The following is a 14,048-nucleotide window of genomic DNA, read 5'->3' as shown; positions in this document are numbered from 1 at the left end:
GTTTGACCCGGCCAAATGTGAGCGATAACAGAGAGGGGCAGACCGGGGAGTAAATTGCAATGGCGAAATCAGAAATTGGCCTCATTGGGCTTGGAACCATGGGGGCGATGCTGGCCCTGAATATCGCCGAAAAAGGCTTTGCGATCTCGGTGTTCAACCGCACCACCGCCAAGACGTCAGAGTTCTTCGCCGAGGCCGGCGAGCTCGCCCCGAAGATCACCCCGACCATGAGCCTGGAAGACTTCGTCGAGAGCATCGAACAGCCCCGCAATATCATCCTGATGGTGCCTGCGGGCGCGCCTGTGGACGAGCAGATCGCGGCTTTGCGCCCGCTGCTGGGACCCGACGATCTGATCATTGATGCGGGCAACGCGAACTTCCGCGACACGCAATCGCGCGCCGAACAGGCAGAAGCGGACGGGGTGCCGTATCTCGGGATCGGCGTCTCCGGCGGCGAAGAGGGCGCGCGGCATGGGCCGTCAATCATGGGCGGCGGCCGGCAAGAGGCCTGGGACCGGGTGGCCCACATCCTGACGGCGATATCGGCGAAATATGAAGACACCGCCTGCGCGACCTGGATGGGCGAGGGCGGCGCCGGGCATTTCGTCAAAGCCGTGCACAATGGCATCGAATATGCCGACATGCAGATGATCGCCGAGATCTACGGCATCATGCGTGACGGGCAGGGGGCATCGGCCAGCGACTGCGCCGAGATTTTTCAGACGTGGAACAAGGGCACGCTGCAAAGCTACCTGATCGAAATTTCCGGCGAGGTGGCCAAGGCGACCGATCCCGCCACCGGCCAGCCGGTGCTCGACATTATCCTCGACCGCGCAGGCCAGAAGGGCACGGGCCGCTGGACCGTCATCGAGGCGCAGCACCTCGGCGCGCCGGTGCCGGTGATCGAGGCCGCCGTGGCCGCGCGCAACCTGTCGGCGATGAAGGCCGAACGCGTGCGCGGGGAGACGACCTTTGGTGCGGCCCCGTCGGCCTTGGGCAAGCACACGCTGAGCGCGGATGAGCTGGAACAGGCGCTTATCGCGGGCAAGATCATGTGCTACGCGCAGGGGTTCCACTTGCTCAACAACGCGTCCGTCGAGTTTGGCTGGGACCTGCCCATGCCCGAGATTGCACGCGTCTGGCGCGAGGGTTGCATCATCCGCTCGTCGATGCTCAACGACATGGCCGAGGCGCTGACTGCCGCGCCCAAGGACAACCTGATGTTCGCGCCGTTCTTTGCCAAGCTGATCGAAGAGAACGCGGGCGGCTTGCGCAAGGTCGTCTCGACCGCGCTGGCCCACGGGCTGCAAGTACCTGCGCTGGCGGCGGGCCTGAGCTACTTCGACGCCATGCGCACGGGCCGCTCGACCGCCAACATGATCCAGGCGCAGCGCGACTTCTTCGGCGCGCATAGCTTCGAGCGGGTGGACCAGGACGGGGCCCATCACGGGCCGTGGGGCTCGGGCGCTTAACGCGCCATCGCGGCCACCTCCGCGTGGCACGGACAGGTCACCAGATGGTCATTGATCAGCCCACAGGCCTGCGCGAAGGCATAGACGATGGTAGGTCCACAGAAGCGGAAGCCAGCCTTCTTGAGGTCCTTTGATATCTGCGTGGACAGCGGTGTGAAGGCGGGCACCTCGGCCAGCTTGGTCCACTGGTTTTGCAGCGGCTTGCCGTCGAAATAAGTCCACAGGAATTTGTCAAAGCCCTGTTGTTGCTCGATCTTTTGCCACGCGCGGGCATTGCCGATGGTGGCCTCGATCTTGCCGCGGTGGCGCACGATGCCGGGGTTGTCGAGCAGACGAAGCACCTCCGGCTCGCCCCATCCGGCGATGATGTTGGGGTCAAACCCATCGAAGGCCTCGCGGAAGGCGTCGCGCTTTTTGAGGATCGTGATCCAGCTCAGCCCCGCCTGAAACCCGTCGAGAATCAGCTTCTCCCACAGGGCGCGGCTTTCGTATTCCGGCACGCCCCACTCCGTGTCGTGATAATTTACGTAGATCTCCTCGGAGCCGCACCAGCCGCAACGTTCAGACATTCCCTATCCTTCCCGGGGCTTTGAGACGTTAAATCGAGGTTTACTACAATGCGAACAAAAGTGGAATATTAACCCGCGTTTAAAGGCCGTGGCGCTAGGGAGATGTCGGATCAGTGCAGTGGAAGGCGCTATGAGTTTCAGCTCCAACTATCAGGACAGTCCCCTGTCGGCCGCCGTGGCGGAGCGGGACGCGAACATCTTGACGATGGTGCGCTCGGCGTTGCGCCGCCGCGACGTGATGCTGGCCTATCAGCCAGTGGTGCAGGGCCGCGATCCATCGCGCGTGGCGTTTTTCGAAGGATTGATCCGCGTTCTTGATGAGACCGGCCGCATCATCCCCGCAAAGGACTTCATCGAAACGATCGAGGCGCGTGAAGAAGGGCGGATGATCGACTGCCTCGCGATCGAGCTGGGCTTGATGAGCCTGACCGAGGATTCGACCCTGCGCCTGTCGATCAACATGTCGGCACGGTCCATCGGAAACCCGGACTGGGAAACCGCGTTCGAGCGGGGCATTCTGCGCGATCCCACGGTGGCTGACAGGCTTATCATCGAGATCACCGAATCATCTGCCATGCTGGTCCCTGATCAGGTGATCGAGTTCATGACCCGGATGCAGCGGCGTGGGATTTCCTTCGCTCTCGATGATTTCGGGGCAGGCTACACCGCGTTCCGCCACTTCAAGGAATTCTGCTTTGATATGGTGAAGATCGACCAGACTTTCACCCATAACGTGCATGTCGACACCGACAATCAGGTGCTTATGGAGGCGCTCGTCTCCATCGCCGAGCAATTCGATATGTTTTGCGTGGCCGAGGGGGTCGAGAAGCTGGAAGAGGCTGAATACCTTGCGCAAATCGGGCTTGATTGCCTGCAGGGCTACTACTTCGGCGTGCCTTCGATCACCAAGCCTTGGGAGCGGCGGGCGGCACAGTCCGACCTGCGCCGCTCTGGCTAATCGCTGCGTGCAATCCCGCTATGCAAAGGCCCTGACAGGCCATCCTGAGACACAGTGTCCATTTGTATACCTTGCGTAAGCCCGTTATGCGGCTCGCGATGTATTAACCCAGCGTTACCCGGTATCGTAAGAATGCGATCTTCGCTGAATCAATGAAAGGACACCATATGACCAATGTCGTAATCGCGTCCGCGGCCCGCACCGCCGTCGGCAGCTTCCTAGGCTCTTTCGCCAATACCCCGGCCCACGACCTCGGTAAGGCCGTGCTGGAGGCAGTTGTCGAGCGCGCCGGTGTCGACAAGTCCGAAGTGTCCGAGACGATCATGGGCCAGGTGCTGACCGCCGGTCAGGGCCAGAACCCCGCCCGTCAGGCTCATATTAACGCAGGCCTGCCGCAGGAAAGCGCGGCCTGGGGTATCAATCAGGTGTGCGGCTCCGGTCTGCGCGCTGTCGCGCTGGGCGCGCAGCATATCCAGCTGGGTGACGCGGGCATCGTGATCGCGGGCGGGCAGGAAAACATGTCCATGTCCCCCCATGTCGCGAACCTGCGTCAGGGCCAGAAAATGGGCGACATGCAATATATCGACAGCATGATCCGCGACGGTCTGTGGGATGCCTTCAACGGCTACCACATGGGTCAGACCGCTGAGAATGTCGCAAACCAGTGGCAGATCAGCCGCGATATGCAGGACGAGTTCGCCGTGGGCTCCCAGAACAAGGCGGAGGCCGCGCAGAAGGCCGGCAAGTTCGCCGACGAGATCACGCCCTTCACCGTGAAAACCCGCAAGGGTGACATCGTGGTCGACAATGATGAATACATTCGTCACGGCGCCACGATGGAGGCGATGCAGAAACTGCGCCCCGCCTTCACGAAGGACGGCTCGGTCACCGCGGCCAACGCATCCGGCCTGAATGACGGCGCCGCAGCCACGCTGTTGATGAGCGCCGATGAGGCCGAGAAGCGCGGCATCCAGCCGCTCGCTCGCATTGCATCCTACGCAACCGCCGGTCTGGACCCGTCGATCATGGGCGTGGGCCCGATCTACGCTTCGCGCAAGGCGCTGGAAAAGGCGGGCTGGAAAGCATCCGATCTTGATCTGGTCGAGGCCAATGAGGCTTTCGCCGCTCAGGCCTGCGCCGTGAACAAGGACATGGGCTGGGATCCGGAGATCGTGAACGTCAACGGCGGCGCAATTGCGATCGGTCACCCGATCGGCGCGTCCGGCTGCCGCGTGCTGAACACGCTGCTGTTCGAGATGCAGCGCCGCGACGCCAAGAAGGGCCTCGCCACGCTGTGCATCGGTGGTGGCATGGGCGTCGCCATGTGCGTCGAGCGTGTCTAAGCATCAAGTAGGGTTGCGCATGAAAATTGCGCAAACTATACCAGTAGAGAAATAAAATTACCTATATGATTTAGGAGGAATCATCATGTCCCGTGTTGCACTCGTCACCGGCGGCTCCCGCGGTATCGGCGCTGCCATTTCTACCGCGCTCAAGGCGCAAGGCTGTCAGGTCGCCGCGACCTATGCTGGCAACGACGAAAAAGCCGCAGCCTTTACCGCCGAGACCGGCATCAAGACCTACAAGTGGAACGTGGCCGACTACGACGCTTGCAAGGATGGCGTCGCCCAGATCGAGGCCGATCTCGGTCCCGTTGACATCCTCGTGAACAACGCCGGCATCACGCGAGACGCGCCGTTCCACAAGATGACGCCGGAGCAGTGGCATGAATGCATCGACACCAACCTGAACGGCGTTTTCAACATGACGCATAACGTCTGGGGCGGGATGCGGGAGCGCAAGTTCGGCCGTATCGTCACGATCAGCTCGATCAATGGCCAGAAGGGTCAGTTCGCCCAAGCCAACTACGCCGCCACCAAGGCCGGCGACATCGGCTTTACGAAATCCCTGGCCCAAGAAGGCGCGCGCGCTGGCATTACCGTTAACATCGTGGCGCCGGGCTACATCAACACCGAGATGATGAGCACCATCCCCGAGAAGGTGATGAATGAAGTGATCCTGCCGCAGATCCCTGTGGGTCGTCTGGGCGAGGCCGAAGAGATCGCGCGTGCGGTGGCGTTCTTGGCCTCCGACGATGCGGGCTTTATCACCGGCTCGACCCTGTCAGCAAATGGTGGTCAATACATGGCTTAAGCCAGTCTTGAACCAAAAAAGGGGCCGCGCAAGAAACTGCGCGGCCCCTTTTCTTTTGCGCTCTCGGAAGGATCAGGCGGCGTGGTGTGCCGTCCGGTGGGAGGAGAAGCGCGGTGTCAGCATGCGGCCCAGACCTGAAAAAAGCTGTGCAAAAACAGCGGCCCGTTCTTCGTGGGCCCGGCGTTGTGCGTCGATCAGGGTGCGGCTTGTTTGTGTCTCGAACATCTGTCAGTTCCTTTTCTGTGTGCGTTTGCTTGACCTCAATATGGGCGTCAGGGCCGGTTTCGACAAACGAGACTTTTCAACGCTTCAGTTAAGTTATACTTATGTGATCCATGGACCGTCTTCCGCCTCTCACAGCCTTGCGCGCCTTTGAATCTGCCGCCCGCCATCTGAGCTTCGCGCGCGCCGCGCAAGAGCTGAACGTCACCCCCGCGGCGCTGAGCTTTCAGATCAAATCGCTCGAAGAGCATCTTGGCGCCCCGGTGTTTCGCCGCCTCAATCGGGCGGTAGAGTTGACGGAGATCGGGCAACTGCTGGCCCCGGGCACCTCGGACGGATTTCAGACGCTTCAATCCGCGTGGCGCGCGGCCCTGCGCCGGGTCGACAGCGCGTCGCTGACCGTGACCGCGGGTCCGGCCTTCACCGCGAAATGGCTCGCGCCGCGGCTATTCTCCTTCGCGCAAGAGCATCCTGAGATCGAGCTGCGCTTCTCGGCCAGTTTGCGCATTGTGGATTTCGCCCGCGACGACGTAGATCTCGCGATCCGCTTCGGCCAATCTGTGGATGCGTCGCTCTATTCCAAGCCGATTATCGACGAATGGATGGCCCCGATGGTCACGCCCGACCTAGCCAAAAAGATCAAGCGTCCGGAGGATTTTCTAAATTTGCCGCTGATTGGTCAGGGCGACATCAGCTTCCTTGATCCCCCGGTCAATTGGCAAAGCTTTCTTGCGCGCGCCGGGGTGACGGAAGACGTCCTGCCGGGTCCGCAATTCAGCCAGGCCGACCACGCGATTGATGCGGCACTGGCGGGCGGCGGGGCCGTGCTGGGTCGTATTTCCCTGACCGAAGCGCATTTGAAAGAGGGGCGGTTGGTCATGCCGCTGCCGCTTGCGGTCCGCTCCGGCGGCGGCTACCGCCTTGTCTGCCCCAAGGGCGGCGAGACCCGACCGCAGGTCGCGCAATTCATGGATTGGGTGCTGCGCCAGACCGAAGGCATGGACCAGCTCGCCCATGGCCTGACCTTCCTCGACAAATGAGCAGGGCGACGCTGATAGGGTTCGGCGCGGTGTTGCTCTGGGCGCTGCTCGCGCTCTTCACCGTTGGGTCCAGCCCGGTGCCGCCCTTTCAGTTGAGCGCGATGGCCTTCACCTTGGGCGGTGCGATCGGGCTTGTGTTCTCGGTGCGGCACGGCAACCTTGGGGCCTTGGTCACCCAAACGCCGCTCCAAGTCTGGGCGCTCGGCATCGGCGGCCTGTTCGGCTACCACGCGCTCTATTTCTCCGCGCTGCGCCTTGCGCCTGCCGCCGAAGCCGGGCTGATCGCCTATCTCTGGCCGCTTCTGATTGTGCTGTTTTCGGGGCTGTTGCCGGGCGAGCGGCTGCGCGCCTTGCACGTCATCGGCGCGCTGCTGGCGTTCTCGGGTGCGGCGTTGATCGTCACCCGGGGCGGCGCAGGGTTTCAGTGGTCCTACGCCACGGGCTACGGGCTTGCGGCGTTGTGTGCGCTGACCTGGTCGGGTTATTCCGTGCTGTCGCGCCGCTTCAATGAGGTGCCGACCGAGATCGTGACCTTCTTCTGCCTCGCAACGGCGGTCCTGTCCGCCGCGGCGCATCTGATGTTCGAGCAGACCGTTAGGCCGGGCTCAGCCATTGCGTGGCTGTCCATCGCAGGGCTCGGACTGGGGCCGGTCGGCTTGGCATTCTACTTGTGGGATTACGGGGTCAAACGGGGCAATATCCAATTGCTCGGCACCGCGAGCTACGCGGCACCGCTTTTGTCTACGCTCGTTCTCATTGCGGCAGGTTTTGCCGCAATGTCAGCGAGCCTGTTGGCGGCAGCGGTGCTGATTACCGCGGGTGCCGGGCTCGCTGCTCTGGGCTCTCGCCTCTAGTTCATCAGCCGCGTGATTTCCTCTTTCAAACGCAGCTTTTTCTTCTTCAACTCAACAATCGACAGATCATCTACGCCAGGGCTTCGCTGGGCTTCCTCCACTTTCTGGGCCAATACCTCGTGTTTCCGCTGCAGCTCCGTCAGGTGAGAACTGATCGTCATAGGCATACCTCCTTTATGTGGTTGAGGCCTTCAGGACACCACATCTGCCGCGCCATGTCACGAAAATCACACGCGGCGCTGCAGCAAAAATGGTTAAAATTCGAGCGGTGCGGCGTCGCGCAGAATGGCCCGGGCGGCGTCGGTGAAGTCGTCACCATCGCGCAAATGCGCCTCTCCCGCGTGCAAGATCAGGGGGTTATAAAGCACCGCCCGCGCCGCGCGCCCCTTGTGCAACCGCAGGATCACCCGTCCCGCGGGGCGGCCTGCGCGGGCGGCAATTGGTTTCACTTCAAGCAGACCTGCCCGCGAATTGAGCAAGGTGATAAGCGCGCCCAGCCGCTCGCCCAGGTGAATAACGGTCACAATCCCCTTCGGCCCGGCCCGCCGCAGGGCTGAGTCGATCCATGCCTCAAGCGGGGTGTCCTCGCGCAGCGCGGTGTCACGGCCAACATCGCGCGCAGGCGTCCCGGGGCCATAATAGGGTGGGTTCAGGATAACGTGATCGAAGCTGCGCTGGCGCAGCTCCAGCGGCATGGCGGCGATATCGGCGCAGATCACTTCGTCCAGCCCGTTGCGCCGGGCGAGCGCGGCGTAGTCCTGTTGCAGCTCGACGCCGGTGACCCCGACTGGAACCCGCGCGCGCAGACACAGCGACGCGGTGCCGACGCCGCAGCCCAATTCGAGAACGGATTGGCCTTCTTTTGCGGGGCACGCGGCGGCAAGCAGCACGGGATCGGTGGCGGCGCGGTAGCCCTCGCGCGGCTGCCAAAGCTGCACACGACCGCCCAGAAAGGCGTCCCGTGTCAGCGCCGCCGCGTCAAACATCAGCCCTCCACGGCGATGTCATTGTCGCGCAGCACGGCGCGGGCCATGAACAGATCCTCGTCACGCACCATCAGGCGGCGCGGCAATATGCCAATGGACCCTTCGAGCGCGCTCATATGGACGTCCAATTCGATCACGCCTATATCTTCCCCAGACAGAAGGGCCTGGGCGAAGGCGATGATCGTCGGGTCGTTGCTGCGCAGAAGCTCTTTCATGGTACGGACTAAACGACAGGCCCGCCGGTTTGTCGAGACACGAGGCAGACACCGTAATGAGTTTGGACACGCCGATGGAGAAGAAGCCCCACGAGCGCCTGCAGTCGGCCCTGTCTGCGGATCTGGACGCGGTGGGCGCGCTGATCCGCGAGCGCATGGCGTCCGAACACGCGCCGCGCATCCCGGAGGTGACCGCCCATCTGGTGGATGCGGGCGGCAAACGGGTCCGGCCTATGCTGACCTTGGCCGCGGCACGGCTGTGCGGCTATGACGGCCCCTACCATGTGCATCTGGCCGCGACGGTGGAGTTCATCCACACCGCGACGCTGCTGCATGATGATGTGGTGGACGAAAGCAAGCAGCGTCGCGGGCGGCCCGCCGCGAACCTGCTGTGGGACAACAAGTCGAGCGTTCTGGTGGGCGACTATTTGTTCGCGCGCTCGTTCCAGCTGATGACGGATACAGGGCGGCTCGATGTGCTCAAGGTCCTGTCCAATGCCGCCGCGACGATTGCCGAGGGCGAGGTGTTGCAGCTGACCGCATCGCAGAACCTGGCCACGACCGAAGAGATTTACCTGCAGGTCGTGCGTGGCAAGACCGCCGCGCTGTTCTCCGCCGCGACCGAGGCCGGCGGCATGATCGCCGATGCGGACCCGGCAGTCGTGCAGGCGCTTTTCACCTATGGCGACGCGCTTGGAGTGAGCTTCCAGATCGCCGACGACATCCTCGATTTCGGCGGCGATGCGGAGAAGACCGGCAAGAACATCGGCGACGATTTCCGCGAGCGCAAACTGACCTTGCCGCTGATCAAGGCAATCGCGGCTGGCGGGACCCGGGACCGCGCCTTCTGGGAGCGCACGATCGAGAAGGGCCGCCAAGAGGATGGCGATCTGGAGCACGTCCTGACCTTGCTGAAAGAACACGGCAGTCTGGATGCATCGCGCACCGATGCGCTGCGCTGGTCAGAGGTCGCGAAAGCCGCGCTGAACGATGTGCCCAAGAGCGAGCTGACCGATATGCTGCGCGATCTTGCCGATTACGTGGTCGCGCGCCTGAACTAGCTAAGATGGCACGGTGCGACCCACCAATCCGGATGCGCCTTACTGATCTGTGCCGCGGCATTTCTGGCCGCTTCGTCGTCTGCGTAAATTCCGAAACACGTCGCACCGGAGCCTGACATTCGGGCCAGCAGCGGCTCTGTGTGTCCCAGAACCTCCAACGTCTGCGCAATTGGCGGGACCAGATCAATGGCCGCGGCCTGCATATCGTTGCGTTGCGCACCCAGCCATGCGGCCACGGCGGAGACATCCGCGAGCACAGGTATGTCCGGCATCGCCGAGTTGTCCTTGTGCGCGATGCGCTTGAATACGGCAGGGGTAGAAACCTCCACCCTTGGGTTGACCAATACTGCGGGAAGTCGCGGCAGGTCGACGAAATCCAACCGCTCCCCGATGCCGCGCATTCGTGCGGTGCGGGAAAACAGGCAAACCGGGACATCCGCGCCCAACGCTTCGACATCTTCGACGCGCGGGGCGTCTGTGTGGCCGGTCAGTCGACGCATGGCGCGAAAAGCGGCCGCCGCATCCGCAGTTCCCCCACCAATGCCCGACGCCACGGGCAGGACCTTCGTCAAATGCAGGCGCGCGCCAGTCCCGGGTGCAGCATGACGCGCGGCCATCACCACCGAGTTGTCATCTGTCAGGGGCACGGACGCGGCTTCCGGCCCGTCCACTTTCAGCGAGATCTGATCCGCTGGCTCTGCCCGCACCGTGTCGCCAACATCGGCAAAGGCCACCAGACTGTCGAGCAGATGATACCCATCTGCCCGCTGGCCGGTGATATGGAGCGTCAGATTAACCTTCGCGGCGGCGAATTCCTCGACCATCAGTCGTTCGCGGTTTGCGTCTCCACCGCGGCGGATTCTTCATCCGCCAGCACTGCGTCGAGCCCGCGCTTGAGCTTGTCGCGGATGCGCTCTGCCTCGGCCTCTTCGGGCTCGAAGGACAGGGCGCGTTTCCACTGGAACTCCGCCTCGCGCTCCCGGCCCACCATCCAGTAGACGTCGCCCAGATGGTCGTTGACGATCGGGTCGACAGGCAGCAGCTCGACCGCGCGCTCCATCGGCTCCACGGCTTCCTCGAACCGGCCAAGGCGGTAGTAGATCCAGCCAAGGCTATCGGTGATGTAGCCGCTGTCGGGATTTTCCTGCACCGCAGTCTGGATCATCTCCAGCGCCTCGTCGAGCTTGATGCGCTGCTCGACCAGCGAGTAGCCAAGGTAGTTGAGGATGTCTGGCTGGTTTGGCTGCAGCTCCAGCGCGGTGCGGAAATCGCGCTCCATCTCGATGAAGTTGTCCATGCGCTCGTGCACGATGCCGCGGGCGTAGAAGATGCGCCAGTTGACGCGGTTGCCGATACCGTTGAGCTCCAGCGCGGTCGAATAGGCAGCAATCGCGCCGTCATCGTCCCCGGTGCGGCTCAGCGTGTCGCCCAGCGTGGTGTGCACCATCGCGATGTCACCATGGGACTTGGCAAGGGCGGTCAGCACCTCCACCGCCGCGTCCTGACGCTCGGCGGAATACAGCGTGTTCGCGCGGCCAAGTTCGGCCAGCACATAGGACGGGTCCTCGCGCGAGATCGCACCGTAGGCGGCGGCGGCCAGATCAAACTGGCTCATGTCCTCCAGCAGCTCCGCCGACATCAGCGCGGCGGGTGCGTGGTCGGGGCGCAGGTAATGCGCGATGCGCGCGTAGATCAGCACATGCTCCGGCGCGGTACGCCCGTTGAGCACGCCCGCAAGGTTGAACAGCACCTCTGCCACGCCCTCGCGGGCGGAGGTCACGAAGTCATATTCCGGCGTCTCGCCCGCGCGCAGCTTCGCCTTGAGGTCTTCCAGCTCCGCGCTGAAGCCGCCCGCAGTGGTCTCTTCCAGCAATTCGATGGCGTCGTCGGTGCGCTCAAGCTGGGCAAGGATTTGAGCGTGAGCCTCGATGCCCCGGGCGCTCAGGATCAGCGGGCCGTAGGTCTCCCCCGACAGGATCGCGTTCGCGCCTTCGAAATCGCCCACCGTGGCCAGCGCCAGGGCGCGGTGATACTGCGCAAAAGAGGCGAAATCCTCGATGGCGGCGACCTTGTCAAACGCGGCCGTCGCATCCGACATGCGGCCCTCGCCCAGCAGCGCCCAGGCTTCCGTCAAGCCACCCAGAAGGGGGGCAAGGCCCACGCTGTCGTCGCTGGCCTGCGCCGCGCGGGCGAAGCCGCCCTGCGCGATCTCGGCGGCTTCCAGTACAAGGTCCACGATCTGGTTGTCGCCGCCTGCTTCCTCGTGCAGCTCCGCGACCTCTGCCGCGCCCTTGATGTCGCCCTTGCCGATCAATGCCACGACGGCGCTTTCCATCAGGGCCAGATCGCCCGGATTTGCCGCGATGGCGCGACGGTAATACGCCGCCGCTTCGGAATAGTCAGAGGCCAGCGCCGCCTGTCGGGCGGCAAGATAGGGCCCTGCAAAGCCTTTATCGGCGGCGGCCACGGGGCTCGCCGCAAGGGCGAGGACGAGCGTGACGGCGCGAAGGGAGAGGCGTGAGGTCATATCAAGCGGGCCCATGATCTGATGAGGTTCCGCGCGACCCTATTGGCCGCCATGGGCCTTGTCCATCGGGCGTTTGGTCACAATTGCTTTGGGTGGCATCAAGGCCGCAGCGCCGCTTTCAACTTTGTGAAATATATGCCCGATTTCCGGCGGCACGGCGCGACCCACATGCTAGCACTGGCCCATGTTGTTCGACCTGCCCGATGACGATGCGCTCTACGACGCTTTGCTGGAACGCGACCCCCGGTTCGAGGGGCGCGCCTATGTCGGCGTCGCCTCCACCGGGGTGTTCTGCCGCCTGACCTGTCCCGCGCGCAAACCCAAGCGGGCCAACTGCACGTTCTTCGAGACCGTCGGCGCCTGTATCGAGGCTGGCTTTCGCCCCTGCAAGCGCTGCCATCCGCTGCGCCCGGCGGCCAAGGCTGACCCGGCCATTGCCGCCCTGCTCGACGCGCTGGAGGCCTATCCGCAGCGCCGCTGGTCAGAGGCGGATGTTGTCGCCATGGGGTACGATCCCTCGACGATCCGGCGCAACTTCAAGCGCCAGTTCGGCCTCACATTTTTGGACATGGCCCGGCAACGCCGCCTGCGCGACGGCTTCACGGCGCTCTCGAGCGGGGCAAAGGTCATCGACGCGCAGCTCGACGCAGGCTTCGACAGCCCGTCCGCCTTCCGGGCCGCGTTCGCACGGCTGCTGGGTCGCGCGCCCGGCACATTGTCCAGCGATGGGCTGCTTCTGGCCGACTGGATCACGACGCCCTTGGGCGACATGATTGCCGTGAGTAGCGCCAGCCATTTGCACCTGCTGGAATTTGTAGACAGGCGCGCGCTGCCATCCGAGCTCGTCAAGCTGGAGCGCGCAACCAAGGGGTCCATCGGCCTCGGTGCGCCGGAGCCCACGTCGCAGATCCGAGCCGAGCTCGCGGCATTTTTCGACGGACGGTCCGCCCGGTTCGACACCCCGCTGGCCTACCACGGCACGCCCTTCACCACCCGCGTCTGGGACGCCCTGCGCGAGATTCCGGCCGGTGCCACGCGCAGCTATTCCCAGATCGCCCGCGAGATCGGTCGCCCGGACGCCACGCGCGCTGTCGCGCGGGCCAACGGGGCCAATCAGATCGCGCTGGTCATTCCCTGCCACCGGGTGCTGGGCGCGGACGGATCGCTGACGGGCTATGGCGGCGGGCTGTGGCGCAAGCAGCGCCTGCTCGAGATCGAGAGACATTTTGCAACGAAAGGCACGACCCCATGACCCAGACCGACAAGGCCACCCAGTTCAAGGCGCTCCACGTCCCCGGCGATCCGCTGATGCTTTACAACATCTGGGACGCGGGCGGCGCAAAGGCGGTGGAGGCGGCAGGCGCCAAGGCCATCGCCACCGGCAGCCATTCGGTGGCAGAGGCCCACGGCTACGACGATGGCGAGCAGATCCCGCTGGATCTGGTCTTTCCCATCGCGACCCGCATCGCGGCCTCGACCGCGCTGCCGGTTACGATTGATTTTGAGGGGGCCTATTCCACCGACCCGGCCAAGGCTGCGGACAATGTCGCGGGGCTGATCGCGACGGGGGCTATCGGCCTGAACTTCGAGGATCAGGTCGTGGGCGGGCAGGGGCTGCATCCGACCGCCGATCAGGTTGCGCGCATCAAGGCGATCCGGGATTGCTCACCGGTGCCGTTCTTCATCAATGCCCGCACGGATGTCTTTCTCAAGGCCAAGCCCGACGCCCATGAGGGCCTGCTCGACGAGGCCATCACCCGCGGCAAGGCCTATGCCGATGCGGGCGCCGACGGCTTCTTCATCCCCGGCCTGCTCGATGCGGCGCTCGTGGCGCAGGTCTGCAAGGCGGTGCCGCTGCCTGTCAATGTGATGATGCGCGCGCCGCTCACCCGCGAGAGCGCGGCGGAGGCCGGGGTGGGCCGGATCAGCCACGGCCCGATCCCCTACGCCCAGGCGATGAAGACGTTGCAGGAGGTCGCGGTCGTCTAGC

Annotated in this window: 16 protein-coding genes; 9 read left to right on the top strand and 7 right to left on the bottom strand. The window is 63.8% G+C overall.

All coding sequences use genetic code 11. The features are described 5' to 3' along the window. Positions 1-59 precede the first annotated feature (59 nt). Positions 60-1,472 carry an NADP-dependent phosphogluconate dehydrogenase gene (gene gndA, locus C8N43_RS10040; RefSeq protein ID WP_107845463.1) on the top strand — a complete coding sequence of 471 codons (1,413 nt, stop codon included), beginning with the start codon at positions 60-62 and terminating at the stop codon, positions 1,470-1,472. Here gndA and C8N43_RS10035 read toward each other — a convergent pair. Next, a complete protein-coding gene (locus C8N43_RS10035) occupies positions 1,469-2,041 on the bottom strand; it encodes a DNA-3-methyladenine glycosylase I (RefSeq protein ID WP_107845462.1) in 573 nt (190 codons plus the stop codon). The two genes, gndA and C8N43_RS10035, sit on opposite strands and share 4 nt — an antisense overlap. 130 nt (positions 2,042-2,171) lie before the next feature. On the opposite strand from C8N43_RS10035, the gene C8N43_RS10030 reads away from it, so the two are divergent. From C8N43_RS10030 to phbB, 3 genes are all read left to right on the top strand, one after another. Next, a complete protein-coding gene (locus C8N43_RS10030) occupies positions 2,172-2,999 on the top strand; it encodes an EAL domain-containing protein (protein WP_107845461.1) in 828 nt (275 codons plus the stop codon). Positions 3,000-3,166: 167 nt separating this feature from the next. Beyond that, positions 3,167-4,342: an acetyl-CoA C-acetyltransferase gene (locus C8N43_RS10025; protein ID WP_107845460.1), complete on the top strand. Its 1,176-nt coding sequence runs from the start codon at positions 3,167-3,169 to the stop codon at positions 4,340-4,342. An 85-nt stretch (positions 4,343-4,427) separates the two neighbouring features. Continuing rightward, positions 4,428-5,153 carry an acetoacetyl-CoA reductase gene (gene phbB, locus C8N43_RS10020; protein WP_107845459.1) on the top strand — a complete coding sequence of 242 codons (726 nt, stop codon included), beginning with the start codon at positions 4,428-4,430 and terminating at the stop codon, positions 5,151-5,153. A 72-nt stretch (positions 5,154-5,225) separates the two neighbouring features. Here the strand turns inward: phbB and C8N43_RS19610 are convergent, their stop codons facing one another. Continuing rightward, a complete protein-coding gene (locus C8N43_RS19610) occupies positions 5,226-5,378 on the bottom strand; it encodes an RSP_7527 family protein (RefSeq protein WP_158269959.1) in 153 nt (50 codons plus the stop codon). A 110-nt stretch (positions 5,379-5,488) separates the two neighbouring features. On the opposite strand from C8N43_RS19610, the gene gcvA reads away from it, so the two are divergent. Together gcvA and yddG are read left to right on the top strand one after the other, a co-directional pair. Next, positions 5,489-6,415 carry a transcriptional regulator GcvA gene (gcvA, locus tag C8N43_RS10015; protein WP_107845458.1) on the top strand — a complete coding sequence of 309 codons (927 nt, stop codon included), beginning with the start codon at positions 5,489-5,491 and terminating at the stop codon, positions 6,413-6,415. Further along, positions 6,412-7,269, top strand: a complete 858-nt coding sequence (gene yddG, locus C8N43_RS10010; RefSeq protein ID WP_107845457.1) for an aromatic amino acid exporter YddG — start codon at positions 6,412-6,414, stop codon at positions 7,267-7,269. The genes gcvA and yddG overlap by 4 nt, the downstream gene beginning before the upstream one ends. Here the strand turns inward: yddG and C8N43_RS10005 are convergent. The 3 genes from C8N43_RS10005 to C8N43_RS09995 all read right to left on the bottom strand — a co-directional run bounded on the left by C8N43_RS10005 (position 7,266) and on the right by C8N43_RS09995 (position 8,470). Continuing rightward, positions 7,266-7,430 (bottom strand): DUF465 domain-containing protein, encoded by a 165-nt coding sequence (locus tag C8N43_RS10005; protein WP_107845456.1) that lies wholly within the window; start codon positions 7,428-7,430, stop codon positions 7,266-7,268. The two genes, yddG and C8N43_RS10005, sit on opposite strands and share 4 nt — an antisense overlap. Positions 7,431-7,523: 93 nt before the next feature. After that, on the bottom strand, positions 7,524-8,255 hold the full coding sequence (locus C8N43_RS10000) for a tRNA1(Val) (adenine(37)-N6)-methyltransferase (RefSeq protein WP_107845455.1): 732 nt from the start codon (positions 8,253-8,255) through the stop codon (positions 7,524-7,526). Continuing rightward, a complete protein-coding gene (locus C8N43_RS09995) occupies positions 8,255-8,470 on the bottom strand; it encodes a putative signal transducing protein (RefSeq protein WP_107845454.1) in 216 nt (71 codons plus the stop codon). The genes C8N43_RS10000 and C8N43_RS09995 overlap by 1 nt, the downstream gene beginning before the upstream one ends. 56 nt (positions 8,471-8,526) lie before the next feature. On the opposite strand from C8N43_RS09995, the gene C8N43_RS09990 reads away from it, so the two are divergent. Next, positions 8,527-9,531 (top strand): polyprenyl synthetase family protein, encoded by a 1,005-nt coding sequence (locus tag C8N43_RS09990; protein ID WP_107845453.1) that lies wholly within the window; start codon positions 8,527-8,529, stop codon positions 9,529-9,531. Here the strand turns inward: C8N43_RS09990 and C8N43_RS09985 are convergent. Together C8N43_RS09985 and C8N43_RS09980 are read right to left on the bottom strand one after the other, a co-directional pair. Beyond that, positions 9,528-10,355, bottom strand: coding sequence for a 4-(cytidine 5'-diphospho)-2-C-methyl-D-erythritol kinase (locus tag C8N43_RS09985; RefSeq protein WP_107845452.1), 828 nt, complete (start codon positions 10,353-10,355; stop codon positions 9,528-9,530). The two genes, C8N43_RS09990 and C8N43_RS09985, sit on opposite strands and share 4 nt — an antisense overlap. Beyond that, entirely contained in the window at positions 10,355-12,058 is a 1,704-nt protein-coding gene (locus C8N43_RS09980; protein WP_107846321.1) for a tetratricopeptide repeat protein, read from the bottom strand. Before C8N43_RS09980 ends, C8N43_RS09985 begins: the two co-directional genes overlap by 1 nt. Positions 12,059-12,242: 184 nt before the next feature. Between C8N43_RS09980 and C8N43_RS09975 the strand changes: the two genes are divergently transcribed. Both C8N43_RS09975 and C8N43_RS09970 read left to right on the top strand, forming a co-directional pair. Then, on the top strand, positions 12,243-13,310 hold the full coding sequence (locus C8N43_RS09975) for a bifunctional transcriptional activator/DNA repair enzyme AdaA (protein WP_107845451.1): 1,068 nt from the start codon (positions 12,243-12,245) through the stop codon (positions 13,308-13,310). After that, positions 13,307-14,047, top strand: coding sequence for an isocitrate lyase/PEP mutase family protein (locus C8N43_RS09970; RefSeq protein WP_107845450.1), 741 nt, complete (start codon positions 13,307-13,309; stop codon positions 14,045-14,047). The genes C8N43_RS09975 and C8N43_RS09970 overlap by 4 nt, the downstream gene beginning before the upstream one ends. Position 14,048 lies beyond the last annotated feature (1 nt).

This window comes from Litoreibacter ponti (assembly GCF_003054285.1).
GTDB lineage: Bacteria > Pseudomonadota > Alphaproteobacteria > Rhodobacterales > Rhodobacteraceae > Litoreibacter > Litoreibacter ponti.
This window is presented reverse-complemented; position numbering and strand designations above follow the sequence as displayed.

Coding starts and splice junctions, on each gene's coding strand:
- C8N43_RS09970 (WP_107845450.1), top strand. CDS start 13,307: ATGACCCAGACCGACAAGGCCACCCAGTTCAAGGCGCTCCACGTCCCC.
- gcvA (WP_107845458.1), top strand. CDS start 5,489: ATGGACCGTCTTCCGCCTCTCACAGCCTTGCGCGCCTTTGAATCTGCC.
- C8N43_RS10035 (WP_107845462.1), bottom strand. CDS start 2,041: ATGTCTGAACGTTGCGGCTGGTGCGGCTCCGAGGAGATCTACGTAAAT.
- C8N43_RS09995 (WP_107845454.1), bottom strand. CDS start 8,470: ATGAAAGAGCTTCTGCGCAGCAACGACCCGACGATCATCGCCTTCGCC.
- C8N43_RS19610 (WP_158269959.1), bottom strand. CDS start 5,378: ATGTTCGAGACACAAACAAGCCGCACCCTGATCGACGCACAACGCCGG.
- phbB (WP_107845459.1), top strand. CDS start 4,428: ATGTCCCGTGTTGCACTCGTCACCGGCGGCTCCCGCGGTATCGGCGCT.
- C8N43_RS10025 (WP_107845460.1), top strand. CDS start 3,167: ATGACCAATGTCGTAATCGCGTCCGCGGCCCGCACCGCCGTCGGCAGC.
- C8N43_RS09990 (WP_107845453.1), top strand. CDS start 8,527: ATGAGTTTGGACACGCCGATGGAGAAGAAGCCCCACGAGCGCCTGCAG.
- C8N43_RS09985 (WP_107845452.1), bottom strand. CDS start 10,355: ATGGTCGAGGAATTCGCCGCCGCGAAGGTTAATCTGACGCTCCATATC.
- C8N43_RS10000 (WP_107845455.1), bottom strand. CDS start 8,255: ATGTTTGACGCGGCGGCGCTGACACGGGACGCCTTTCTGGGCGGTCGT.
- C8N43_RS09975 (WP_107845451.1), top strand. CDS start 12,243: ATGTTGTTCGACCTGCCCGATGACGATGCGCTCTACGACGCTTTGCTG.
- C8N43_RS10005 (WP_107845456.1), bottom strand. CDS start 7,430: ATGACGATCAGTTCTCACCTGACGGAGCTGCAGCGGAAACACGAGGTA.
- gndA (WP_107845463.1), top strand. CDS start 60: ATGGCGAAATCAGAAATTGGCCTCATTGGGCTTGGAACCATGGGGGCG.
- yddG (WP_107845457.1), top strand. CDS start 6,412: ATGAGCAGGGCGACGCTGATAGGGTTCGGCGCGGTGTTGCTCTGGGCG.
- C8N43_RS09980 (WP_107846321.1), bottom strand. CDS start 12,058: ATGACCTCACGCCTCTCCCTTCGCGCCGTCACGCTCGTCCTCGCCCTT.
- C8N43_RS10030 (WP_107845461.1), top strand. CDS start 2,172: ATGAGTTTCAGCTCCAACTATCAGGACAGTCCCCTGTCGGCCGCCGTG.